Genomic DNA, 23,864 nt, shown 5'->3' on the forward strand with positions numbered 1-23,864 from the left:
GCTACTTGATTTTGTTGCCGTCCTTGTCCCACATGTTGCCATACTCATCCCAAGAATTGCCTTCCGTGTCATGAGTAATAGAGTTTCCATACAGCGGACGCGCAGACATGCCCATCGAATCCTTGTAGTTCTTCCAATCGAACGTGGAACCGGTCGACCCGCCCGACGACTGGGAGTAGCCGGTGGAGCCGCCCGTCTGCTGATAACCGGTATACCCGGACCCGCTATACCCGTTGTACGACTGCGAGTAGCCGCCGCCCGTCCCGGTGTATCCGCTGCCGGCGGACTGCGCCGCCGCAGCGGCTTCGGCTGCGGCCTGTTCGTCGGCCTGAGTCTTGGCGGTGATGCTGTCGTTGACCTTCTTCATCGCCTGAGCCAGCTTGTTCGTGGCGTCGGTGAGCTTCTTCGCGTCGTCAACGTCCGTCTTGCCAGTTTCGTCGATGGTCTTGCTCAGGGCGTCGCGCGTCGCGTTGTCGGCGACCTTGCCGTCCGAGTCCGTCAGGAGCTTCTTGGCTTCCGTGAGCTTCTTGTCGAACGCGCCCTTGGCGTCGTTCAACGTCTTCTCGGCCTTGGACGCTTCGACCTGTTCGATGGTCTTGCTCAGAGTCTTGGCCGCCTTCTCATAGGAGGCGATGGCCTTCTCGTTCCTCTCCGTGATGGCCTTGTACGCGTCGGCGGAATCGGCCTCGCACTCCGCGATGGTCGCGTCGACCTTCGTCTCCGCGCTGGTCTTGAGCGTGGCCGGCAGGGTCGCGTCCGCGACCTGCTTGTCGGTGACGGCGAGCGCGCTGGTGGTCGCGTCGGCCTTGAGCAGCTTCTCCCACGCCGTCTGCGCCTTCACGGCGTTCTCCCGGCTGGTAGCGCAATCGGCTTGCGCCTGCTGGAACTGCTGATGGTGGTGATAGGCGTATCCGCCCGTGCCGGCGGCGACGAGCGCGACGAGCGCGGCGGTGGAGATGATGGTGAGGGTCTTCTTGGAGATGCCTCGCTTATTGGTGGTGGTGCCGGATTCGTTCCCGGCTGCGGGGTTCTTCTGCTGATCGGACTGTGTCATGGTCGTTCCTTCTTGGTTCCTTCTGCACTCAATGGCGAGGCTACCCCCCTCTTGAGAACGTTCCGATGGCGTGGGCGGCACGGGCCGTCATCCGCTGGGGTCTTCCGTCGTCAGTCGGTCTCGGCCTCCGCGGCGTCCAGCAATGCCAGCTCCTCGTCGGTCAGCTCGTTCTCATCGAACCAGATCTCCTCCATGTCGATCTCCGGGTCCACGGCGATCATATGCTCAGCGGAGATGACCGGCTCACTCGTCGCCGCGGGTTTCGGACGGACCTGGATCGGGTCGGCCTCGAACACCTTCACGCCGTCGGCCTTGAGCTGGGCGAGTTCGACCTCCTGCCATGCGCGCTCCCACTTGGCGAACGCCTGCGCGAATCCGGGGTACGGTTCGATGTGGCGGGTCTCCCACCTGTCCCATTCGGCAAGGGAGAGGTTGCGTTCCGGAATGAAATCGTCGGTGAGCCATTCCGGGACGGGGACGGTCCAGTCGGCGTTCGCTATCAGCTCGTCGGCTTCGGCGACTGTCATGTATTCAACCTTGGATTCGATCGGTTCCGGCTTCATGCGCTGTTCCTTTCCTCCGGCCGCGTATCCCGCGGCATCCGGTGCGGACGGCCTTCCCGTCCGCTGCTATCTCTCTCGACCGGACAACTCCCGTCACGGCCGTCCACCGGCATGTCGCAGGATTCGGCAAACTTGCCGACTGCGCGGTTATGGATCCGGACGCGAGTTATCCACAAGGCTTGTGAAATGCGGGATGTGTGCAGCATCGACGATGGATATGTGGAACAACACGCCGTGATGTGGATAACTCCGAGCTTTCGACCACATACCCCGTTTTTCACCCGGTCCCGCGCGCAAATCCGTCATAGTGGCATGACCCGGCTTACACCGGCCGGCGCAACGAAAGGACCCATCATGAACGAGACCATCCCGATCAACGTCGACGGACAGGCCGGACTGTTCATCCACGCCCGTCAAACCGCCGCCGAACTGCGCGAACGCGGTCGCCGTCAGCTCTGCTGCCTCGACGCGCGCCTGCGCACGCTCACCGCCGAACCCGAGGAAGGCGCCGCCACCGCCGAATACGCGGTGGTGCTCATCGCCGCCACCGGATTCGCCGCACTGCTCATCTCCATCACCAAATCCGACGCCGTCAAGACGCTGCTGACCAACATCGTCAAGAAGGCGCTGAACGTCGGATGATCATCATGAGACAGGCGGACGAAGCGGACGAAGGCGCCGTCACCGCCGAATTCGCCGTAGTGCTCCCCGCCGTGGCGGCCGTGGCCATCCTGCTGCTCGGACTGTCCCGCGCCACGATCGTGTCACTGGACTGTCATGACGCAGCCTCCGCGATCGCACGCGAGATGGCCGTCGGTGCGTCCGGCGGCGGGGGAGACGGCGACGGTACGGCCGCCGCCGGCGCCGACTATCAGACGATCGCACGGGACATCGCCGGCGCCAACGCGTCGGCAAACGTGACACAGAACGGCGACCGGGTGACGGTCATCGTGACCTGTCCCGTCGTCCCCGACCCGCTCGGTATACTGCCCACCCGCATCACCGCCACCGCAACAGGAGTGATCCCATGACCGTTTTCCCGGCCGATTGCGCGTACGGCTCCGTGAACGTCGGAACCACAATGCGACAGTCACCGATTATCGTGCCGGTACGCGGACCGTTCTGCGAAACCTGGACGGCCGGTCCGGGACTCCGATCCGGACTCAGGACCACAGTCGCCCCGGTTCCGGGACGATACGCTGATGCCGATAGTGGAATCGGCCGCCGAACGCCGACGGCCTCCGTCAGCTCCGATTCGACAAGAGGCCGCGACACCGATTTCTGCCGCCTCCCCGTGCGCGATTGCGTGTCCGACAGTGTGCTCGACGCCGTATGCAACGGCGTCTGCGACAACGCGCATGACGATACCCGTCATGACATCCATGACGATACCCGTCATGACATCCATGACGACGGCCGCGATACGGCAGTAGAGGACCTTCCCGGGTTCTGGCGACGAACCGACCCCGGATCCGGCACCGTACTGGGCGTGGCACTCATCGCCGTCACTGCACTGCTGATGGCGGCGCTCGCGATGGCCGGCAATGTGGTGCTATGCCGGGCGCAGGCTCGTACCGCCGCCGACCTGGCCGCAATCGCCGCGGCGACGGCGTGGGCCGATAGATCCGACGACATCGCCGCATGCTCGATCGCCGCCGATGCCGTGACGGCCAACGGCGCTTCGCTGGCATCCTGCGTCATCGACGGGGAGGATGCGCAGGTCGTCGCCGGCGTGACCACTCAGGTGCCGATTGCACCGCAGGTGACGTACGAGTCGCGGGCCGGACCGGTCGACTGCGGGCCGTGACGGTCCCGCGGCAGGTGGCGAGCCACGCCGGGCTTGGGTATGGTGGCGGTATGAGCGAAGAACGTACCGTGGTGGCGATGGTCGGCAATCCCGTATCCGGCAAGGGCCGGGGCGCCGTGACATACGAGCGTGTGCTCGACCTGATGATCGAGGCCGGTGAACGGCACGGATTCGACGTGATCGACCTGACCGGCTCCAGCTTCGACGATTCGCTGCGACGTACTCGCGAGGAGTCCGACCGGTACGGTCATCTTGTCGTCGCGGGCGGCGACGGCATGATCTCGCTGGGCGCCAACGCGGTCGGCTGCAGCGGCAAACCGCTGGGCATCGTGGCCATCGGATCGGGCAACGACTTCGCGCGCGGACTCGGACTGCCGGTCAATCGCATCGAGACCGCGGTGGAGGGCATCGTCGGCGCGATCGTGCGCGGCAGCCACATCGACGTCGACATGGGACGGGTGACGTCGCTGCCGGGCGGCGACGGCGAGCCGATCGACCGGTTCTACGGTGGCATGCTCAACTGCGGCCTGGATGCATCGATCAACGACCGGGCGAACCACTCGCACCTGCCGGGCGGGTCGCTGCGCTACTTCGCCGCGGTGCTGGTCGAGGTCACGCGTCTCAAGCGGTACGGCTACCACATCAAGGCCACGTTGGTCGACGGCTCCGTCGAGGAATACGACCTGCTCACGCCGATGATCACCGTCGCCAACTCCCGTCACGCCGGCGGTGGGCTGGAGATCTCGCCGTACTCGCGTTTCGACGACGGCCTGCTCGACCTGGTGTGGATCGACCACATGCCCAATCCGATCGAGATCGCCGACGCCATCTCCAAGGGATACAACGGTCGCCTGCTGGCGTCCCACGTCTTCGGCTGGAAGCGGGTGCGCGACGTCGAGATCACCCGTGCGGACGAGGGCGCCGAACCTCCGGTGCTGATGTCGGACGGCGAATACGTCGGATCGGTGCCGGTGCGTGTGGAGGCCCAGCGTCGGGCCCTGCGTGTGCTGGTTCCGCCGGCCGTGGCCGCCGAGCATCGTGCCGACGACGGCTCCCGCACGCTGGCGGCGCTGGAGCGCGACCATCGCGACCCCGTCACCGGCGTCTTCATCTGATCGCCTGACTGCGGGCGTACTACCGACGCCCTGTCGTCCCGGCGGTGTTTGTATTGGCGTAGCTCAGCCTGAGCAGTGCGGGGAGATTTCGTGTGGTCTTCCGCACGGTCGGGGAGCGGGCATGCTGGGAATGTTTCACATGAAACATTTGCGTGTGACTTTCGGGACGTTCGCCCCCGTGCGGTGCCGTCTCTGTGTTTCACATGAAACATTCGTGTGAAACACAAAGGTGGGGTGGGTTCCCGTGTGGAAACTCACCCCACCCTCCGAAAGGCCGTTGCGTGTCTTTGCGTGCTCCGGCAGTCGCGATGCCGTTACGTCAGACCGCGCGGGCGATCGCCTGCTCGTAGTCGCGGGTGCCCTTGAACACCTCGCCGAGCCACGGGTTGATGCCCTGGCGCTTCGCGCGCATCAGGATGTAGCCGAGTGCGAGCACGTTCGCCGCGAGCGCGGCGATCGAGACCGCGAGGTTCACGTTCGCATTGTTCACCGACTGCGTGGAGAACACCGAGTAGTCCTGGAACATCGGGAACACCTGCGCGAACATGCACCAGATGGCCAGCGTGTTGGCGCGGTTCTGGATCCAGCCGCCCTTGTTCCACAGTGCGTTCGCGACGGTCGGGGCGAGCAGCAGCGCCAGACCGCAGTACCAGGAGTGCGTGGGCAGGCAGTTGTAGGTGTAGCAGAAGTTCCACAGGTCGTAGGCGACGATGAACACCCACGTCATGTCCGGCCAGAGCATGTCGTCCTTCTTCTTCGACACGTAGATGCCGAACCATCCGGTCATGCAGGCGATGTTGATCAGACCGGCCAGGCCGTTGAACGCGTTGTGCCAGCCGCCCATGAGCGTCACGCCCTCGGTGGACACCCACGTGGTGTCCCACGCGCGGAACGCGGACTCGAAGTCGGACACCACGGCGATGAGGATGTTGATCGCGACGATGACGAACGGGAAGCACTTGAACCATTCGGATTTGCCGATACGGCCCCACTGGTACTTGAGTGCCATGAAGCCGATGCATCCCGCAGTGGCCGCGTACAGCTTGGCGTAGTGGAACCAGCTGGTCATGTGCACGTAGGTCGGGTTGGCGAGCGCCCAGTCGGCGCCCATCGCCGCGCCCGCGTAGATCGCGACGAAGTAGACGGTCAGAATCGCCGGGACGACGAGGAACGCGACGATGCCGCCGATCTTGGTGCGTCGGGCGAGTTCGTTCGCGCCGATCAGACAGACGAATACGAGAATCCAGCCGAGCCACTGGAACACGGCATGGTCGCCGTACACCTGGAACAGCATGATGGTCCTTCCTGCTCTCTTCCGCCGTCGCATCGACGGGCGCGAATCATGGACAAGAGGACCGGGCATGGCTTTCGGATGGTCTTCCGTCTCCGTCGCGTCCGCCGTTGGACGACGTTGACAAAATGTCAATTTTTAATGCCCGTCCATGATATCCCCAAAGTTGACACTCTGTCAAACTTCGGATGATGGGGAGTCCGTGCTGCTTGGTTGTTGTTATCGGCCGCTCTCGTGGGTCCGTAGATAGTCACGGAGCATCGGCACCGCGAAATCCACCTGCCCGCGTCGAAGCGCGACGATGACGCGCGCGTCGAGCAGCTTCGCCCGGTACACGTTGGCGTAGTCGATGGTCTCGCCCATGCGTTTGGCCACGTCGGAGGTGGCGGACGGCCCGTCGTCGACGGGACTGATTCTTTCCATCCCGTTATAGAAGAAATAGAAAACTTATAGAAAAAATCAGTGATGCCGAAAACCGTTGGAATCATTGGGCTTTGAGGAATTTATAGAAAAAATAGAATAAATAGAAAAGCGACGTTCGTCAGAGGCGTGGGCATGGAGACTCCTTGGATCGTGAGGCTGCGATGGTCCGCCGCGCCCGGATTGGTCATGCATAACGGCGGATGCGATTTCAGGACCGGCGGAATTCCCATGGTTTCCATGGGCAACCGTCGTTCTGTACGACCAGTCCGGGCGTGTCGTCTCGTCGGCGGCAAGCCGCCCATTCTGGCCTTGCTATCGGCCCGACAGAGCCCCGTTGGCATGCCGTTCGGTCCCCACCCCGGACCCCGGCGATGGGTTATCGTGGTGTGGTCGGGCGATGATGCGTCGGGAGAAGGAGCGTGGCCGTATGTTCAGCGTGGCGGTGGTCGAGGACGATGAGGATGCCGCGGCAAGGCTTCGAGCGTGTCTGGCCGAGTACGAGGCCGGTCACCCGGATGTCCGGTTCGACGTGACGGAGTTCCGCGAGCCGACGAGTTTTCTGGATCCGTACAAGGCGAGCTGGGACATGGTGTTCATGGACATCGGGATGCCGAACATGGACGGCATGGAGGCCGCCCATCGTCTGCGCGAACTGGACGCGGAAGTCGTCCTGATCTTCGTGACCAACATGGCCCAGTTCGCCGCGAAGGGCTACGAGGTGGACGCGCTGGACTACATCATCAAGCCGTTCGCCTACCCGGACTTCGAACGCAAGCTCACCCGCGCGGTACGACTGCGCGAACGGGAATCCGATTCCATAGTCATCGCGCAGCGGGGAGCCAGTCAGCGCATCCGTCTACGCGACATCAGCCATGTCGAAGTGCGCGGCCGCAATCTCGACTATCACACGGAACGCGGCGTCATCACCACTTCCGGCAGTCTCAAGGAGCTTGAGGCCGCTCTCAAGCCTTACGGGTTTGTCCGCTGCGGCAATCCGTATCTGGTCAATCAGAGGTATATCACGGCGGTCAGGGGGCAAACCGTATTACTGGAACGCGGCGTCGAGCTGCCGATCGGCCGCGCCTACCGCAAGCAGTTCCTGACCGATCTCGCCGCCGAACTCGGCCGCGGCCATGTCGCGTCCGGCGGGGCATCCGTCGTCTCGACCGGCACTCCGGTCGGCGGCGCGGAACGGAGGTGAAGCAGTCATGCCGGAGATTCCTGATGCGTCGCTGATCACCGTGCTCCGCATGCTGGATTTCGTCGCGCTTCGCGTTGTTATGCCGTTCTTCAACGGTTTCATCGTCGAGCTTCTGGCGTGCGCCGCCATGTTCGTGTGGTGGCTGGACCGGCGGCCGAGGTTCGCTTGGCGCGTCGTCGTCTCGTTGATGACGGTGCTAGCTGTTGCCGTGGTGACGTATTGGCCCATAGCGGCGATGAACATCGCTCCGGTGGAAGTCGTGTCCGCCACCATCTGGATTGCGATAGTCCGGTTCGTGCTGTTGTATGCGATGTGCTGCTGGGCGATGCGGTTCTGCTATGCGATGGATCTTCGTCAGAGCGTGTTCTACCTGATCGCCGCCGTATCGTTGCAGCATTTCGTGTACTGCGGTACGAGGATCGTCGTGCTGAATCTGCCCGGAGACTGGTCGGATACGACGACGTGGCCCGGTGCCATGGCGTTCCTGGTGGTGTCGGTGATGTTTCTTCTGCTGGGATACCGGCTGTTCGCCAAACCGATGGAGCATCGGACACCGGAGCGTCTCGGTCGCAACATCCTCGTGCTGTTTCTCGGACTGCTGTTGTGCGTGAACGTGTTCTCCTGCCTGTCCGGAACATCCGATCAGGTGGGAGGCCCGTCATTGTCCGCGTATCTACTACTGGTGGCGACCCGTTTCGTGACCTGCGCATTCGTGTTGGCATTGCTTGCGGAGACCGCCAATCGCATCGCCGCCGAGCGAGACGGCTTCGCCCTGCAGCGCATGTTGGATCAGCAGCGTGCGCAGATGGTGCAGGACAAAGCCACCGTCGACCTTATCAACGTCAAGACGCACGATCTCAAGAAGCAGCTGGCGTTGCTCGACGGACGCATCACCCGCGAGGAACTCGATGAGCTGCGCGGCCTGGTCGACGTCTACGACGCGTCGGTGCGTACCGGCAACGAACCGCTCGACGTGCTGCTGGCGAACAAGGCGATGGTGTGCGAGCGACAGCATGTACGGTTCGACCGCATGATCGACGGAGCGCTCATCGCGTTCATGAAACCGACCGACATCTATTCGCTGTTCGGCAACGCGATCGACAACGCGCTGGAGGCCGTGGCCAAGCTGCCGGCCGACGCCGACCGGTACATCGCGATGACCGTGCGCGAAGGTCGGGGCATGGTGCTGATCCACGTGGAGAATCCGTACGTCGGTGAACTGCGGTTCGATGATGGTCTACCGCAGACGTCGAAGGCCGACCGACGCTACCACGGGTTCGGCACCCGCTCGATGCGGATGATCGCGGAACACTACGACGGGGTGCTGTCTATGGACGCGCGCGACGGCGTGTTCTCGGTGGACGTGCTGCTGCCGATGCACGCCGATTGACGCCACGACGTATGCGACACGCAGTCCGTTACGCGAAACATGTCGATTATGCGTGTGCACTGGCATGCCGGTCCTCTTCCCCGGACACTGGAATCACGCCGCCTCGATGACGGGCGGCGGCACATTCCCGACGAAGAAGAAGGACTCGATGACGAAGCAGAAGAACGGCGCGCTCGTGGTCCGCGCTGTCAAGACGGTGGTGTCCGTGGTCGTGGCCGCGGTGATCATCGTGGCGATGGTGCTCATCAACCCGCAGCTGAGCGCGAATAAAATGATTTCCGGACTGATGGGATACAACCATCAGAGCGCCGACAACAGCGGCGTCGACACGGACGGCGCCGACGCGAACTACTACACCGCCGACTATGACAAGGACGGCATCAAGGCCGCCGAGGACGACCTGTACGACCGCATCGCCGCCGAAGGTACCGTGCTGCTCAAGAACGACGATGACATCCTGCCGATGAAGAAGGACACTGCATTCAGCTTCTTCAGCGCCAACAGCGTCGACGGCACGTCGTTATCGACGGTCGGCGCTCTCCTTGGCGGCGGTGCCGTAACGACGCTGAAGGACGCATTCGAAAAGGCCGGATTCAAGGTCAACGACACCCTGTGGAACTACTACGAGTCCGGCGCCGGCAAGGACTACGGTCTGGCATCCGGCTCCGTCAGCTACGGTGACGCCGAGGACTTCCGCATCAACGAGGCACCGCTGAGCGCACTCGAGAAGGAATCCGGGCTGCTTGACTCCGTCAAGGGCACCGTGCCGGTGTACGTGCTCAACCGCGTCGTCGGCGAAGGCCGCGACATGCCGCGCTCGATGGTCAACCATGCCGACAAGCAGGAGGACAAGGAGAAGAGCTACATCGAACTCGACTCCACCGAAACCGAGATCATCAAGTACCTCAACGACAACTACGAGAACGTCGTCCTGCTCGTCAAGTCCAGCGCCGCGATGGAACTCGACTGGCTCAAGGACTATCCGAACATCAAGGCCGTCGTCTACTCGCAGAGCATCACCGACTCGCTCGCCGAGGTCTTCTCCGGCGAAGTCAACCCGTCCGGCCGTACGGTCGACACGTTCGCCGCGGACGCGCTCGCCTCGCCGGCCGCGCAGAACTTCGGCAGCTACCGCTACTACGACGAGAACGGTGATCCGACGAAGTACTACTACGTCGACTACGCCGAAGGCATCTACGTGGGCTACAAGTACTACGAGACCCGCTACGAGGACAAGGTCCTCGGCCAAGGCAACGCCGGCGACTACGACTACGCGAGCGAGGTCGTGTATCCGTTCGGCTACGGCCTGAGCTACACCGACTTCACGTGGAGCGGCTTCAGCGTCAAGAACAGCGGCGACGACTTCACCGCCACCGTCACCGTGACCAACACGGGCGACGTGGCCGGCAAGGACGTCGTGGAGCTCTACGCGCAGACGCCGTACACCGACTACGACAAGGCCAACGCCGTCGAGAAGGCGTCGGTGAACCTCGTCGGCTATGCGAAGACCGGCGAACTCGAGCCGGGCGCGAGCGAGACCGTCACCGTCACGTTCGCCAAGGACCAGCTCAAGTCCTACGACTACAAGGGCGCGAAGACGTACATCCTCGACGCCGGCGAATACCGCTTCACCGCGGCCGCCAACGCGAACGACGCCGTCAACAACATCCTCGCCGACAAGGGCAAGACCGTCGCCGACGGCATGACCGCGGCCGGCGACAAGTCGATGGTCGCCAGCTGGACGCCGGCCAACACCGACGTCGACACGACCACGTTCGCCACCGACGCCGAAACCGGCAAGGCCATCTCCAACCTGTTCGACGCGGCCTCCGACCCGGATGTGACCTACCTGACCCGCGCCGACTGGACCGGCACCTTCCCGAAGCACTACGGCGAGGCGTCCGACGAGAAGAGCACCTGGGGCAACGAGATCAACTGCACCGACCAGAACGGCGACAAGTCGTCGTGCACTTGGAAGAAGACCGCATCCGCGGACCTCATCAAGCAGCTCGACGGCACCGATTCAGGCACCGGCATCGACCGTTCGTCGATCGACGACACCCCGACCTTCGGCGAGAAGAACGGACTCAAGGTCTCCGACATGCGCGGCCTCGACTACGACGACGAGCAGTGGGAACGGATCCTCGACCAGCTCACCGAGGACGACTACAACCAGCTCATCACCTTCTCCGGCTACGGCGTCGACTACATCAAGTCCATCGACAAGCCGTACCAGACCGACGCCGACACGGCCAGCGGCTGGCTGTACGGCGGCACTGGCCGTGCATTCCCGAGCATCATGATGCTCACGCAGACGTGGAACGCCGACCTGGCCGAGGAGCTCGGCACGATGATCGGCAACGAGGCGCTGCTCGGCGGAGCGAACGGCTGGTACGCGCCGGCCATGAACATCCACCGCACCCCGTTCTCCGGCCGCAACGGCGAATACTACGCCGAGGACGCGTTCCTCGCCGGAGCGACGGCCTCGCTCGAGGTCAAGGGCGCGGCGGGCAAGGGCGTGTACGCGTACATCAAGCACTTCGCCCTCAACGATCAGGAGAACCACCGCGGCGACCGCGAAGGCAACTTCGGCGTGGCCACATGGTCGAACGAGCAGGCGATCCGCGAGATCTACCTCAAGCCGTTCGAGGCGTGCATGAAGCTCGGCGACATGGACATGAACTACGTCGAGAAGAACGCCGACGGCACGCTCACGAACGTCACGACCACGACCCCGATCTCCAAGGGCGTGATGACTTCGTTCAACCGCATCGGCGCCACCTGGACCGGCGGCAGCCACGCGCTCATCCAGCAGCTGCTGCGCGACGAATGGGGCTTCAACGGGCTGATCATCACCGACAACGCCAACACGGCGAAGTACATGAGCCCGTACCAGATGCTCGAAGCGGGATCCGACATCAAGCTGCTCAACGTGAGTGAGGACCCGACCGGAGAGACGCTCGACCTGAACGACCCGGCGACCTACCACTACGCCCGTCAGGCCATGCATCACCTGCTGTACACGGTGGCGAACTCGAACGCGATGCAGGGCGCCCTGCCCGGTGCCGGCTTCACGTTCTACAACCAGATGAAGGTGATCCAGATCGTGTTCAACACGGTGTGCGGCATACTGCTCGCACTGCTGGCCTTCTTCTCCGTGTGGCGCTGGCTGCCCGGCACGATCCGCCGTGTGGCCGCCCGCAAGGAACGCCGTCTCGCCAAGCGCATGGCGAAGCGCGCAGCCCGCGGCTGACATGAGGTGAGGCGCTCTCCGGGCGCCGCACCCGCTCCTCCGGACCCGGACGACCACTGCCCATTACGGTCGTCCGGGTCCTCTCATATCCCGATATGGCGGGGCATGGGACCATGCGGGGCGATTCATCCGGGAGATGAGGCCTCGCCTCGTCTCCCGCGCGCCCTGTCGTGCCGCTCGCGTGCCGCGCCACGCCCGGATTGATCATGCATAACGGCGATTGCATTTTCGGGACCGGCGGAATGTCCATGGTCTCCGTGGGTAACCGCCGTTCTGTACGACCAGTCCGGGCGTGGCGCGCCAAACAAAACGGGCGTCCGACCGCATCCGTGAACCGGAATGCGACCGGACGCCCGCAAAGTCGTCCATGACGGGCGGTCGGGACCATGACGGCCCCGACCGAGGCCCCGCCGCTACCCGAGATAGTTCTCGATGTGCAGTGTCTGGGCGGCGACCTGCTTGATGAGCCGGTCGGACGTGTCGGGGTGGAGTCGGATCAGCGACACCAGACCGACGATGAGCGTGTAGAACGTCTCGTGCACGTTGCGGATCGGCAGTCCGTGCAGACGTTCGAAGTCGCGCACGGTCGTCTCGCCGATGTAGTCGGCGATCCGGTCCGCGGCGCGGTCGATGAACTTCAGATACAGTTCGGCGTTGCCCGCCTCGATGAGCCGTGCGCTGAACGGCCCCTCGTCGGCGATGATCGAACGGGTGAGGCGCACGATGTCGTCGAGCGCCTTCTCGATGTTGCCGACCTCGCGTTCGGCGTTCCAACGGTCGAGCTTGACGAGCATGGCGGCGATCGCGTCGTCGATGACGGCGTCGGCGACCTCGTCCTTGCTGGAGAAGTAGTGGTAGAACAGCGACCGCGTCATGTCGGCGCGCGACGCGATGTCGCTGATCGTGAGTCTGGCGAATCCGGTGTCGAGGCAGGCCTCGCGGGCCGCCCGCACGATGGCGGCCCTGCGGGCGTCGCCGCGGGATTCGATGCGTGCGCCGGTAGTCCGGGCCATGGTCGCTCCTTCATTCGCGGAATACGATATCGGTGATTTCCCTCTCTTCCTCCATGATAAACAACAACCGGCGATACACCGACGTCTACCGATCGTCGCGATACGTCGGTGACCGCCCGCCGGACGAAAGACAAGGAGCGTGACATGATGCAGCAGGCGTGCAACCCGTATCTTCCGGCGGGGGAGTACATCCCCGACGCCGAACCCTATGTGTTCGGCGACCGCGTCTACATCTACGGTTCCCACGACCGCTTCGGCGCACCCATGTTCTGCGTCAACGACTACGTCTGCTGGTCCGCGCCCGTCACCGACCTGAGCGACTGGCGCTACGAAGGCGTCATCTACCGCAGGAACCAGGATCCGAAGAACCGCCTCGGCCTGCGCCTCCTGTTCGCCCCCGACGTGGCCGTCGGCCCCGACGGCCGCTACTACCTGTACTACGCGTTCGACTTCATGGGCATCATGGGCGTCGCCGTCGCCGACAGCCCCGTCGGCCCGTTCACGTTCCACGGCCATGTCCGTCACCCCGACGGCACCATCTGGGGCCGCCGCGCCGGCGACTCCTTCCCGTTCGACCCCGGCGTCCTCGTCGACGACGACCGGCGCGTCTACCTCTACTCCGGCTTCCACACGCCCGTCCCGGCGCTCGCGACCGGCGGGCGCCGGCTGGGCTTCGACGGCGGCTACGTGCTCGAACTCGAACCCGACATGGTCACGATCCGCACGCCCGAACGGCTCCTGTTCCCCAAGACCGGCCCCGGCTCGTTCCCCGGCCACGAGTTCTTCGAAGCGTCGTCGATGCGCAAGTGGGACGGCAAATACTATGTCGTCTATTCGTCGCGGCTCAACCACGAGCTGTGCTACGCGGTGTCCGACCGGCCCGACGAGGGCTTTAGCTACGGCGGCACGCTGGTCAGCATCGGCGACGTCGGCCTCGACGGCCGCGCCGACGAGACGTCCGCCGCGAACTACACCGGCAACACGCACGGCGGCATGTTGCGCATCGGCGACGACTTCTACACGTTCTACCACCGTCAGACGAACCGCAGCTCGTACGCACGCCAGGCGTGTGCCGAACGGCTCGACGCGACGTTCGACGAGACGACCGGCGAATGGCGGTTCGCGCAGGCCGAGGTCACCAGCTGCGGCCTCAACGGCGGTCCGCTGCGCGGCGCCGGCCGCATCGAGGCGCGCATCGCCTGCAACCTGTGGAGCCGCGACGGCGCCGGCCGCTACGACGGCGACGCCCCGGTCCGCCGGCTCGCCGCACACCCGTACTTCACGCAGGACGCGCGTGACGGCAAGGCCGCCGACGGCCCCGACGGCGCGGCGCAGGCGTCCGCCGTCCTCCAGTACGTCGCCAACATGCGCGACGGCGCGACCGCCGGCATCAAGTACCTGACGTTCGATCCGGCCGCACCGCTGACCGCCGTCGCCGTGACGGCGCGCGCCCACCGCCGCCGGCGTCACGAGCCGCGCGACGACGGCAGGCCGGACGGCCGCATCGTCGTCTCGACCGACGCGGCCGGCGCGCACGTCATCGCCAGCATCCCGCTGACCGGCATCGGCGACGACTGGCGTGACTTCACCGCCGACGTCGCCGTCGCCGCGTCGCCGACCGGCGTACTGCCGCTGTACTGGCGTTACGAGGGCGGCGGATCCGTCGACGTCGCCGCGCTCGACCTGCACGTCGCCGGCGATCGCGCCGCCGAATGATCCGACGGTGCGGGCGGACTCCCGCCTCGGAATTCCGGAACCGGACGGGTTATCCACACCCGGCCGCCCCGCCGTCGCGTTATCCACACCGCCGTCCTCGCGAGCCCCGCCGGGTAGCCGCCATGCGGTAGGTTGGAGGGCATGGCACTTGCACTGTATCGACGTTACCGGCCGGACACCTTCGCGGGCGTGATCGGGCAGGACCAGGTCACGGTCCCGCTCATGCGCGCGCTCGACGAGGGCAAGCTCACGCACGCCTACCTGTTTTCGGGTCCGCGCGGCTGCGGCAAGACGAGTTCGGCGCGTATCCTCGCCCGGTGCATCAACTGCGCGCAGGGTCCCACGTCGCATCCGTGCGGTGAGTGCGAGTCGTGCCGTGATCTCGCCACGGGCGGCCCGGGTTCGATCGACGTGGTCGAGATCGACGCGGCGAGCCATAACGGCGTGGACGACGCCCGCGAGCTGCGCGAGCGCGCCGGGTTCGCTCCCGCGCGCGACCGCTACAAGATCTTCATCCTCGACGAGGCGCACATGGTCACGCAGCAGGGCTTCAACGCGCTGCTCAAGATCGTGGAGGAGCCGCCGGAGCATGTCATGTTCATCTTCGCGACGACCGAGCCGGACAAGGTGATCGGCACGATCCGTTCGCGCACCCACCATTATCCGTTCCGTCTGGTGCCCGCCGAGGTGATGGGCCCGTATCTGGAGGACGTGTGCGCCAAGGAGGGCGTGACGCCGGAGCCGGGCGTGCTGCGTTTGGCGATGCGCGCGGGCGGCGGTTCGATGCGCGATACGCTGTCGGTGCTCGACCAGCTGATGGTGGGCGCGGTCGACGGCACGATCACGCACGACGCGTCGGTCGCGCTGCTCGGCTTCACGCCCGACGCGCTGATCGGTGACGCGGTGGACGCGGTGATCGACCGCGACGGCGCCGCCCTGTACGCGGTGGTGCAGAAGGTCGTGGTCGGCGGCTTCGACCCGCGTCGCTTCGTCGAGGACCTGCTGGCGCGCGTGCGCGACCTGCTGGTGCTCACGTTGGCGGGGGATCGCGCCGAATCGGTGCTGTCCGACGGCGCCGAGGCCGAGGATACGTCCGACCTGCAGCGTCAGGCGTCCGCGCTCGGTCTGGCCGAGCTGACGTCGATGGCCGAGACTATCAACACGACCCTGGGGTCGATGACCGGCGCGATCTCGCCGCGCATGCGTCTCGAACTGCTCGCCGCCCGCCTGCTCGCCGCCCGCGAAACGGGCGCGGCCGGTGCGGCTGGCGGTTCCGGCGTGGCCGGCCCATCTGGTTCCGCCGGTTCTGCCGGTTCGTCCGGTACGTTCGGCCAGTCCGGTTCGTTTGGCCCGGCGAGTTCGACCGGCCTGACCGGTGGCCAGCCCGGCACAACTGCGTCCGGCGGTTTCGCCGGTGCGTCCGCCGGTTCGTTCGCGGCCAATCGTCAGACGTCCGGCGGTTTCTCCGGCTCCCAGCCGTCGGCCGGCGGATTCGCCGGAGCGGCATCCCAGTCGGCTTCATCCGGTTTCGCGGCCTCTGCCGGTGCCGGTGCCGCTGGTTCGACGATGAGCGGGCTCGCCGGCGCCGCCGCGGCTTCCGCCGGCTCCGCGTCCGGTTCGTCACGTGCGTCCTCGGGCGGTTTCGCCGGCGCGGTGGCCGCCGCCGTCGCTGCGGCTTCCGCCGGTGCGGCCGGTGACGATTCCGATGACGGTTTCGGCGCAGGTCCCGCGTCCGGCGTCGCAGCCGCGTCATCGTCTCCGCAGACCGTCGCCGCGGCTCCGGCCCAGTCGGCCGCAGCGTCTGTTGCCCAGTCTTCCGCCGCATCTCCGGTCCAGTCCGTCGCGGCACCCGCCCCGGCCGACGACCGCACGCCCGACCAGCGTTGGGATGCGCTCGTCGCCGCGCTCCCGGAGGACGTGCGTCGTCATATCGACCGCAGCCGCGTGCCGAAGATCCTGCTGGCCCCCGACAAGCATCATCCCGGCCGTCAGTGCGTGTGGATGAAGTTCGATCGTGCGTTGAGCAAGTATGCGTTCGCGCTGGCCGTCTCGCAGGAGCCGGTCGACGGCACCACGCAGGTTGTGCAGATCGTGCGCAACGAGGTGCATCGCGTGTTCGGCCCGACGGTGGCGATCGCCCCGACCGACAAGCTGGCCGACGGCAGCATCGCCCCGCCGTTCAGCAAGCTGCCGCCCGATGAGCAGCAGCGCGTCAAGTCGCAGCTGTTGCAGGAGAGCCTGCAGGCCGCCGTCGCCAAGACCTCGTCCGGGTCGTCCGCATCGTCCTCGTCGAACGCGTCCGCCGCATCCGGTTCTTCCGACGCCGCCGGTTCCGCCGCGGCGTCGTCCACGTCTGACGCCGCGTCCGCCGACGATGACGACGTTCACCGAGCCGCCGCTTCGTCGCCCGCCGGCGATCCGTGGGCGTCCTCCGCGGCTCCTGCGCCGTCGTCCGCCACTGCCGCATCCGACGACCCGTGGGCCACGCCCGCATCGGCGGCTGAAGCCGGTTCGTCCGGTTCTTCCGAGCCGTCCGCGAACCCGCCCGCCGGCAATGCCGCGCCCGTATCCGATGACCCGTGGGCCACGCCTGCGGCATCCGCTCCGACGTCGTCGCGCCCGTCCGGTTCCGGTGCGGCCTCGCCGTCCGATGACGATCCGTGGGCATCGCCCGCTGCCGCATCCCGGTCGTCGGCTGCGCCGTCGGTTCCGTCGCCTGCCGGCCCGCAGGGCGTCAGCTCGCCGTCGCACCCCGCGAAGCACGTCGCCGTGCCCGACCCGTCCGACACCGTCGACCCGTGGGCCGTGTCCGCGTCATCGCCCGCGCCGCAGCCGGCGCCGACGCACCAGCAGCAGCCGTCGGTGAATCAGTCGGCGATGCCGGCGGACCCGTGGATGCAGGTGCCGCCGCCGGACGACGACCCGTGGGAGTCGTCGCAGCCGATCCCGTCGTTCCACGCGCCGCAGCAGTCGTCCCCGATGCCGTCCCAACCGCAGTCGCGGCCGTTCGGCCAGCGTTCGGGCATGCCGTCCTCCGGCGGTCCGGGATTCCCCGGCGGCCAGCCCGGCGGCCCCGGTTTCGCCGGCGGTCCGGCGAACGCCGACCCGTGGCGTCAGTCGCAGCCGTTCGGCGGCCCGATGAACCCGGCCGGTCCCGGTATGCCGGGCGGCCCGAACGCGCCGACGACCCCGCAGGTCGATCCGGACGAGGACGAGTATTCGATGAGCGACGAGTCGCTCGGCACCGCCGGCACGATGAGCGTCGATGAGCTGAAGAAGTTCTTCGACGTGAAGAAGGTCGAGGAGTTCAAGGCCGACGATCCGAAGAACCCGCGCAACCTCGCCAAGTCCCACCGTCACGACGACTGATACCGGAAGTACGACCGACAAGGGATGCCGGCGAAGAGACGGTGTCAGCGATGAACCATGAACAGCTCCGGTCCCTCCTCTCACTGTGGGGAAGAACCGTTGGTGGGAGGAGGGACCGGAGCTGTTCATGGGATCGTCGGAGATTCACCAGAGCTGTTCGGTCGGCCAACTGCTGTCGACCGATAGGATGCCGTTCGCGTACTGGCAGATGTTGGCCTCCGCCGCGTCGCTCTGATCGTAGGAGTAGGTCCATGTTCCCGTACCGCCGTTCATGAAGGATCGTGAATGCGCGGAATCCTCCTGCTGGAATTGCTGGCCGGTATAGGATGCGTCGACGAGGCCTCGCCGACGGAGACAGTCTGCGATGGCTTCATTGTGGTCCTTGAGGAGCGAGGCGTTGCCGACCTGCTTCTCGTACAGGAATTCGATGGCTCGTCGGTGGATCGAGGTGCAGGCTGACATGTCTTCGCTGTATTTGTTCTCCTGCTCGTCGGTGCCGGATGCATGGGATGTTTCGGTTTTGAGCCCGTCTCCGATATCGACGAAGATGATTTCCTTGTACCCCCGGTCGAGCATGCACTGACGGTATCCGGCAAGACCGGTCTCGTAATCGACGACGTCGACCGTGCCGGTTTCGACGACGCGCTGTACGGCGGCCAACTGGGTGTCGCTCATCGGCGGATCGTCCTGTGCATCGATGAGGCTCTGTGCCAGCTGCTGCATCGATGAAGCCCATCGCTCCCCAGTGGCCTGCTCCGTGTCGAGGGATTCCCCGGTGCCACATCCCGTTGACGTAAGTGTCAGCGTCATCACCAGTGTGGACGTGCCGACGCCACGGAGCCAGCCCACAAGCTTGGTTGCGTTATTTGACATTGGCCCCGGCTCCGTCATCGACGTTCCATTCCTGACCGTGATTGGAGACTTTTTTTGAAGTCACCGATATAGGCGGCTTCAACGGTATTGGTCGCTCCGTCCTGCTTGGCCCAGACCCGCACCTTGCCGTATGTGGCAGCACCTTCGGCATAGGAGTAGGTCCAATCGTAATAATAGGAGCCTTGCAGAGCGGCACCTTGGTAGATGCCAGAGAACGCTGATGCCGGAGTGCTGAAAACACCGCACGTTATGATGACAGCTACGAGGGTGCCCGCCAGCATCTTGATTTTGTTCGTGTTCATGATAACCCCCTTGAACGATTCCGCTTCATTGCGGACGGTTCTATTGTCGCTGATACCCCCCCTCCACAAGTACGACACGCCGCGATCCCGGGCCGGACATACGGAGCGCCAGTGTCGTTGTCCTTAGGTAGGTTCGCTATGCTCGTCGTACGAGCATTCGACCGGCAAGGAGACCTCATGGCACTGGCATACGACGGCGCGATCCAGCGTCTCATCGACGCGTTCTCAGCACTGCCCGGCATCGGTCCGAAGGGCGCGCAGCGCATCGCGTTCCACATGCTGTCGGCGTCCGACGAGGAGGCGTCGCAGCTGGTCGACGCGATCACCGAGGTCAAGGCGAAGGTGCGTTTCTGCGACGTGTGCGGCAACGTGTGCGAGTCGAGTCCGTGCCCGATCTGCGCCGACCCGCGCCGCGATCGCAGCGTGATCTGCGTGGTCGAGGAGGCGAAGGACGTGATGAGCGTGGAGCGCACGCGCGAATACCGCGGCCTCTACCATGTGCTCGGCGGTGCGATCAACCCGATGGCGAACGTCGGCCCCGCCGACCTGAACATCCCCAAGCTGCTCGACCGTCTCAAGAGCGCCGAAGTGCAGGAGGTGATCCTCGCGCTCGACCCGAACATCGAAGGCGAGGCGACCACCACGTACATGAGCCGTCTGCTCGGCCCGCTCGGCATCCGAGTGACGCGCCTGGCCAGCGGCCTGCCGGTCGGCTCCGACCTCGAATACGCCGACGAGATCACCCTCGGCCGCGCCCTCGCCGGCCGTCGCGACGCCTGACCCGGGTCCCTGAGCCTTCCTCCGGGCCGGTCTGGCTGATCCAACCCACCCCGTGTCGCAACTCGTACATCCCAACCCAATCCCATACGATTTGCGACGCAACGGACTCCGCCCGCGTCGCAACCCGTAAACTCTGCCCCGTTCCCATACGAATCCCGACGCAACCCACCTCGTCAGCGTCGTCATCTGTACATGTCGACCCAATCCCATGCGGATTGCGTCGCAACCCACTCCGTCAGCGTCGCAATCCGTACTGGTCGGCCCATTTCCATACGAATTCCGACACAAGACACCGGAGAAGCCGCGGCTGTCCCGCGTACTCCTTACCCCTTCGCCTGCGGCCACCCCGGCCGGAACGCCGCATGCCGCATCAGCCGACCTGCCCGCCGTCTCCGTCGCAGCAGCGCGGCCGCCCATCCGAGCGCGAGCGTCCCTCCGCCTGCGGCGAGTCCGATGGTGCGCCCGTCATGCACATCTTCGGGCGCAGGCGCTGGGATGGGGATGGCGACGCGGTGCCCGGACACGAGCAGCCGGTGCGTGTTCACGCCGTACGGGGTGCAGGTCATGAGCGTGACCCGGTCCTCCCCGTCGACGATGCGCAGCTGGTCGGTGTCGTCGGGTTCGATGACGCTGATCCGGTCGACCTCGTATCCGAGTGTCTGTCCCATGACTTCGATGTAGAAGTAGTCGCCGACCTGCACTTCGTCGAGTCGTGTGAACATGAGCGCGGCGACGAGTCCGCGGTGCCCGGTGATGACCGAATGGGTCGATTCGCCGCCGACCGGCAGCGACGTCCCGTACAGGTGTCCGGCGCCGGACGCCAGCGCCGCCTCCGACGTGCCGTGGTAGACGGGCAGGTTGATGGATTGCTTGGGCACTTTGACGGTGGCCATGACGCCGCCTCCGGCGTCGAGCAGCGACTGGTACCGGTCGTCCTTGGCGGCGGCGGAGTCGTCGTCGGTCTGTGTGCCGCCGCTCATCTGGGCGAATGGATCGACGGCTTCGCCGAGCACGGGTTGGCCGGCGGCAGCCAGTTCCTCGTTGTACGCCTTGGCCGCGTCGAGTGCATCCTGTGTCTCCGATCGCGGCCATCCGGCGATCTCCTTCGCGCTGGTTGCGACGGTGCCGGCGATGTCGCGCGACGATTCGAATTGCAGGATTGCGGGGAATGCGGCCACGCCAATCGCGGTCGTGAGCAGGATCGCGGTGATGGTCTGCATGATGGCCAGGTTGCGTCGCAGCCGTCGTCGCAGCCGTGCGACGTCGCTCACGTCGATCGCCTGCTCGAACGTCTGCGGCACGAATGTCCGTAACATAAGCGGTTGTGACGTAAGCGGCTGTGACGTAAGCGATTGCGCCACGGTCTGTTCCGCCGATTGCCCCGCCGATTGTTCCGTCCGTTCCGCCGACCAGTCCGTGGCCGGCGCATCCGCCCCGTCCGCTCGCCGTGGCTCTCCGGCGCGGCGTTCCGATGCCGTTCGTCCGTGATGGCGTCTCATGTCCGTCCCCTCCGCCGTTGCCGGATGTTCCGGCGGCGGCATCCGCGATGATGTGTTCTTCGGCCAGCCTAGTACGCGCACCTTGGCGGCGCATGGGGTTTCCGCTCCGCAGTCGATGACTCCTCGGTTTGTCACGGCATGTGGCTGTTCGATTCCGGGATTCCGATCGTCGCCGGTCGGCTTTCTCGACCGGTCGTCCGTATGCCGGGCCGCGATCGTGCCGATCGTGGCGGTTGCGTAAGATGAACGGCAGTCAGTCCACTTAAGAGAGAATGGATAGCAGTGGCTCTCATCGTGCAGAAATTCGGCGGTTCCTCCGTCGCCGACACCGATTCCATCAAGCGTGTGGCCAGGCGCGTCGTCGAGACGAAGAAGCGCGGCAACAAGGTCGCCGTGGTCGTCTCCGCGATGGGCGACACCACCGACGATCTGATCGATCAGGCGATGAGCATCGATTCGAATCCGCCGGAACGTGAGATGGACATGCTGATGACGGCGGGCGAGCGCATTTCGATGAGCCTGCTGGCGATGGCGATCCATGCGGAGGGTGACCGCGCCCACTCGTTCACGGGCCAGCAGGCCGGTTTCTTCACCGACGCGCGTTACGGCGCGGCCCATATCAAGGCCGTCAAGCCGGATCGCGTCAAGGCGGTGCTGGCCGATGGCGACGTGGCGATCGTGGCCGGTTTCCAGGGCATCAACGCGAAGGGCGACGCGACGACGCTGGGCCGCGGCGGCTCCGATACGTCGGCGGTGGCGCTGGCGGTCGCGTTGGGTGCCGACGTGTGCGAGATCTATACCGACGTGGATGGCATCTTCACCGCCGATCCGCGTATCGTGCCGACTGCGCGCCGCATCCCGTGCGGCGGCTACGACGAGATCCTCGAGATGGCCAGCTGCGGTTCGAAGGTGCTGGCGCTGCGTTGCGTCGAGTATGCGCAGCGGTTCAACATGCCGTTGCATGTGCGCAGCTCGTTCTCGCATCGTCGCGGCACGCTGATCGTTCCGGACGGCGTGGATCCGCGTTCGCTGCCGAACATCGACTGACGGTTCCCGTCTCCCGTATAACCCATCCCCGATTGCGGTCCGCGCTTCCGTTCCGACGTTCCGTCGGCGGCCCCATCCGAATGGTCCGTCCGATGATTCCGTCCGATGACCGGCGTGCGTTCCGCATCCGACTTCCGTTCCGGCCGCCCGGCCGGGCCGGCGACTCCGACGATTCCCGCGGAACGGTTCCGCGGCGACGACGATAAGGCAGGCAACATGAGCGACAACAACGAAACCATGTCCATGGGCGATCTGTTCCCCGATCTGGGCCCGGAGGCCCCGGTCATCTCCGGCATCGCGCACGACCGTTCCGAGGCGCTGGCCACGGTGCGCGGCGTGCCGAACGAGCCGGGTATGGCCGCGAAGGTGTTCACCGAGCTGGCGTCGGCCGGCGTGAACGTCGACATGATCGTGCAGGCGGGCGCGTCCGTCGGCACTGCGGATATTTCGTTCACCGTGCCGGAGGAGAGCGTCAAGCAGGTGCAGGACGTGCTCATCGACAAGCATGAGGTGCTGGGCTATCGCGCGTTCGATGTGGACACGAACGTCGGCAAGGTCGCCGTCGTGGGTGTGGGCATGAAGACGCATTCCGGTCTGGCCGCGAAGTTCTTCAACGCGCTGAGCGATAAGGGCATCAACGTGCTGATGATCTCCACGTCCGAGATCCGCATCGCCGCCCTGGTGCCGCTGGAGCAGCTCGATGACGCGGTGCGCGCCCTGCACACCGCCTACGGTCTGGACGCCGAGCAGATCGAGGCCGTCGTCTACGGCGGTACCGGCCGCTGACCCGCACCGCCCGTTTTCGGCGGACTTGCTTACGGAGGGACTCCCTAGGGAGTCCCTCTTCTCGTATCCGGTTGTGTTCGGTCCTGTTTTTTTCGTGTTTTCGACACGCCGATGGATGCCAGTGTTTGCAACGCTTCCGTGGCTGTCCGTGTGGCCCGGGGTTGCGTGGTCGGGGCGGGTCGTGTAAGTTAACTCTTCGCTGCCTCACGGCACGGGGTTCCTTCCTCTGAACGGTATGGTTCCTCTGGTGTGGGTGTGGTGGTGGTTTGAGAACTCAAGAGCGTGTTTGTACTACTTCTTTATAGTCAATGATTGCCAGTCCGTTCCTCGCCCGGTTGTTTTGTTCCGGGTACGCGAGAGCGTTGCGAGGGGGAGCGGGGTT

Annotated in this window: 19 protein-coding genes and 1 pseudogene; 12 read left to right on the forward strand and 8 right to left on the reverse strand. The window is 65.3% G+C overall.

The window, feature by feature from the left end; genetic code table 11:
- Nucleotide 1: 1 nt before the first annotated feature.
- Complete coding sequence (locus tag D2E24_RS07975) at nt 2-1,054, reverse strand: colicin transporter (protein ID WP_125968807.1); 1,053 nt, start codon at nt 1,052-1,054, stop codon at nt 2-4.
- A gap of 110 nt (nt 1,055-1,164) precedes the next feature.
- Nucleotides 1,165-1,617, reverse strand: a complete 453-nt coding sequence (locus D2E24_RS07980; RefSeq protein WP_125968808.1) for a hypothetical protein — start codon at nt 1,615-1,617, stop codon at nt 1,165-1,167.
- Between the two features lie 354 nt (nt 1,618-1,971).
- On the opposite strand from D2E24_RS07980, the gene D2E24_RS07985 reads away from it, so the two are divergent.
- The 4 genes from D2E24_RS07985 to D2E24_RS08000 are packed head-to-tail and all read left to right on the forward strand — an operon-like array spanning nt 1,972 to nt 4,539.
- Entirely contained in the window at nt 1,972-2,259 is a 288-nt protein-coding gene (locus tag D2E24_RS07985; protein WP_125968809.1) for a DUF4244 domain-containing protein, read from the forward strand.
- Between the two features lie 5 nt (nt 2,260-2,264).
- On the forward strand, nt 2,265-2,648 hold the full coding sequence (locus D2E24_RS07990) for a pilus assembly protein (protein WP_241222924.1): 384 nt from the start codon (nt 2,265-2,267) through the stop codon (nt 2,646-2,648).
- A gap of 50 nt (nt 2,649-2,698) precedes the next feature.
- Entirely contained in the window at nt 2,699-3,424 is a 726-nt protein-coding gene (locus D2E24_RS10725) for an Rv3654c family TadE-like protein (protein ID WP_277594809.1), read from the forward strand.
- Between the two features lie 50 nt (nt 3,425-3,474).
- Entirely contained in the window at nt 3,475-4,539 is a 1,065-nt protein-coding gene (locus D2E24_RS08000) for a diacylglycerol/lipid kinase family protein (protein WP_125968812.1), read from the forward strand.
- Nucleotides 4,540-4,858: 319 nt separating this feature from the next.
- On the opposite strand, the gene D2E24_RS08005 is transcribed toward D2E24_RS08000, so the two are convergent.
- Entirely contained in the window at nt 4,859-5,833 is a 975-nt protein-coding gene (locus D2E24_RS08005; protein ID WP_125968813.1) for a DUF5692 family protein, read from the reverse strand.
- A gap of 216 nt (nt 5,834-6,049) precedes the next feature.
- A complete protein-coding gene (locus D2E24_RS08010; protein ID WP_125968814.1) occupies nt 6,050-6,253 on the reverse strand; it encodes a hypothetical protein in 204 nt (67 codons plus the stop codon).
- Nucleotides 6,254-6,587: 334 nt separating this feature from the next.
- Between D2E24_RS08010 and D2E24_RS08015 the strand changes: the two genes are divergently transcribed.
- The 3 genes from D2E24_RS08015 to D2E24_RS08025 all read left to right on the forward strand — a co-directional run bounded on the left by D2E24_RS08015 (nt 6,588) and on the right by D2E24_RS08025 (nt 12,097).
- On the forward strand, nt 6,588-7,454 hold the full coding sequence (locus D2E24_RS08015) for a LytR/AlgR family response regulator transcription factor (protein ID WP_338142211.1): 867 nt from the start codon (nt 6,588-6,590) through the stop codon (nt 7,452-7,454).
- On the forward strand, nt 7,387-8,844 hold the full coding sequence (locus tag D2E24_RS08020; RefSeq protein WP_241222925.1) for an ATP-binding protein: 1,458 nt from the start codon (nt 7,387-7,389) through the stop codon (nt 8,842-8,844). The genes D2E24_RS08015 and D2E24_RS08020 overlap by 68 nt, the downstream gene beginning before the upstream one ends.
- A 148-nt stretch (nt 8,845-8,992) precedes the next feature.
- Nucleotides 8,993-12,097: a glycoside hydrolase family 3 N-terminal domain-containing protein gene (locus D2E24_RS08025; protein ID WP_125968815.1), complete on the forward strand. Its 3,105-nt coding sequence runs from the start codon at nt 8,993-8,995 to the stop codon at nt 12,095-12,097.
- Nucleotides 12,098-12,510: 413 nt separating this feature from the next.
- Here D2E24_RS08025 and D2E24_RS08030 read toward each other — a convergent pair whose 3' ends face one another.
- The gene (locus D2E24_RS08030) at nt 12,511-13,110 is read right to left on the reverse strand and encodes a TetR/AcrR family transcriptional regulator (protein WP_125968816.1); all 600 of its coding nucleotides are present in this window, start codon (nt 13,108-13,110) and stop codon (nt 12,511-12,513) included.
- Between the two features lie 144 nt (nt 13,111-13,254).
- Between D2E24_RS08030 and D2E24_RS08035 the strand changes: the two genes are divergently transcribed.
- Nucleotides 13,255-14,826, forward strand: coding sequence for a family 43 glycosylhydrolase (locus tag D2E24_RS08035; RefSeq protein ID WP_241222926.1), 1,572 nt, complete (start codon nt 13,255-13,257; stop codon nt 14,824-14,826).
- 141 nt (nt 14,827-14,967) lie between these two features.
- Nucleotides 14,968-16,989: pseudogene (locus tag D2E24_RS10820) on the forward strand (DNA polymerase III subunit gamma and tau); the annotation flags it as partial.
- A gap of 1,350 nt (nt 16,990-18,339) precedes the next feature.
- On the opposite strand, the gene D2E24_RS08045 reads toward D2E24_RS10820, so the two are convergent.
- Complete coding sequence (locus tag D2E24_RS08045) at nt 18,340-19,068, reverse strand: hypothetical protein (RefSeq protein ID WP_125968818.1); 729 nt, start codon at nt 19,066-19,068, stop codon at nt 18,340-18,342.
- A gap of 14 nt (nt 19,069-19,082) precedes the next feature.
- Nucleotides 19,083-19,370, reverse strand: coding sequence for a hypothetical protein (locus D2E24_RS08050; protein ID WP_125968819.1), 288 nt, complete (start codon nt 19,368-19,370; stop codon nt 19,083-19,085).
- Between the two features lie 177 nt (nt 19,371-19,547).
- On the opposite strand from D2E24_RS08050, the gene recR reads away from it, so the two are divergent.
- The gene (gene recR, locus D2E24_RS08055) at nt 19,548-20,150 is read left to right on the forward strand and encodes a recombination mediator RecR (RefSeq protein ID WP_125968820.1); all 603 of its coding nucleotides are present in this window, start codon (nt 19,548-19,550) and stop codon (nt 20,148-20,150) included.
- 323 nt (nt 20,151-20,473) lie between these two features.
- Here recR and D2E24_RS08060 read toward each other — a convergent pair whose 3' ends face one another.
- Entirely contained in the window at nt 20,474-21,466 is a 993-nt protein-coding gene (locus D2E24_RS08060; protein ID WP_125968821.1) for a class C sortase, read from the reverse strand.
- Between the two features lie 465 nt (nt 21,467-21,931).
- On the opposite strand from D2E24_RS08060, the gene D2E24_RS08065 reads away from it, so the two are divergent.
- Together D2E24_RS08065 and D2E24_RS08070 are read left to right on the forward strand one after the other, a co-directional pair.
- A complete protein-coding gene (locus D2E24_RS08065; protein WP_125968822.1) occupies nt 21,932-22,696 on the forward strand; it encodes an aspartate kinase in 765 nt (254 codons plus the stop codon).
- A 216-nt stretch (nt 22,697-22,912) separates the two neighbouring features.
- Entirely contained in the window at nt 22,913-23,482 is a 570-nt protein-coding gene (locus D2E24_RS08070; RefSeq protein ID WP_125968823.1) for an ACT domain-containing protein, read from the forward strand.
- Nucleotides 23,483-23,864 lie beyond the last annotated feature (382 nt).

Origin of the sequence: Bifidobacterium samirii (genome assembly GCF_003952945.1) — a bacterium.
Lineage (GTDB): Bacteria > Actinomycetota > Actinomycetes > Actinomycetales > Bifidobacteriaceae > Bifidobacterium > Bifidobacterium samirii.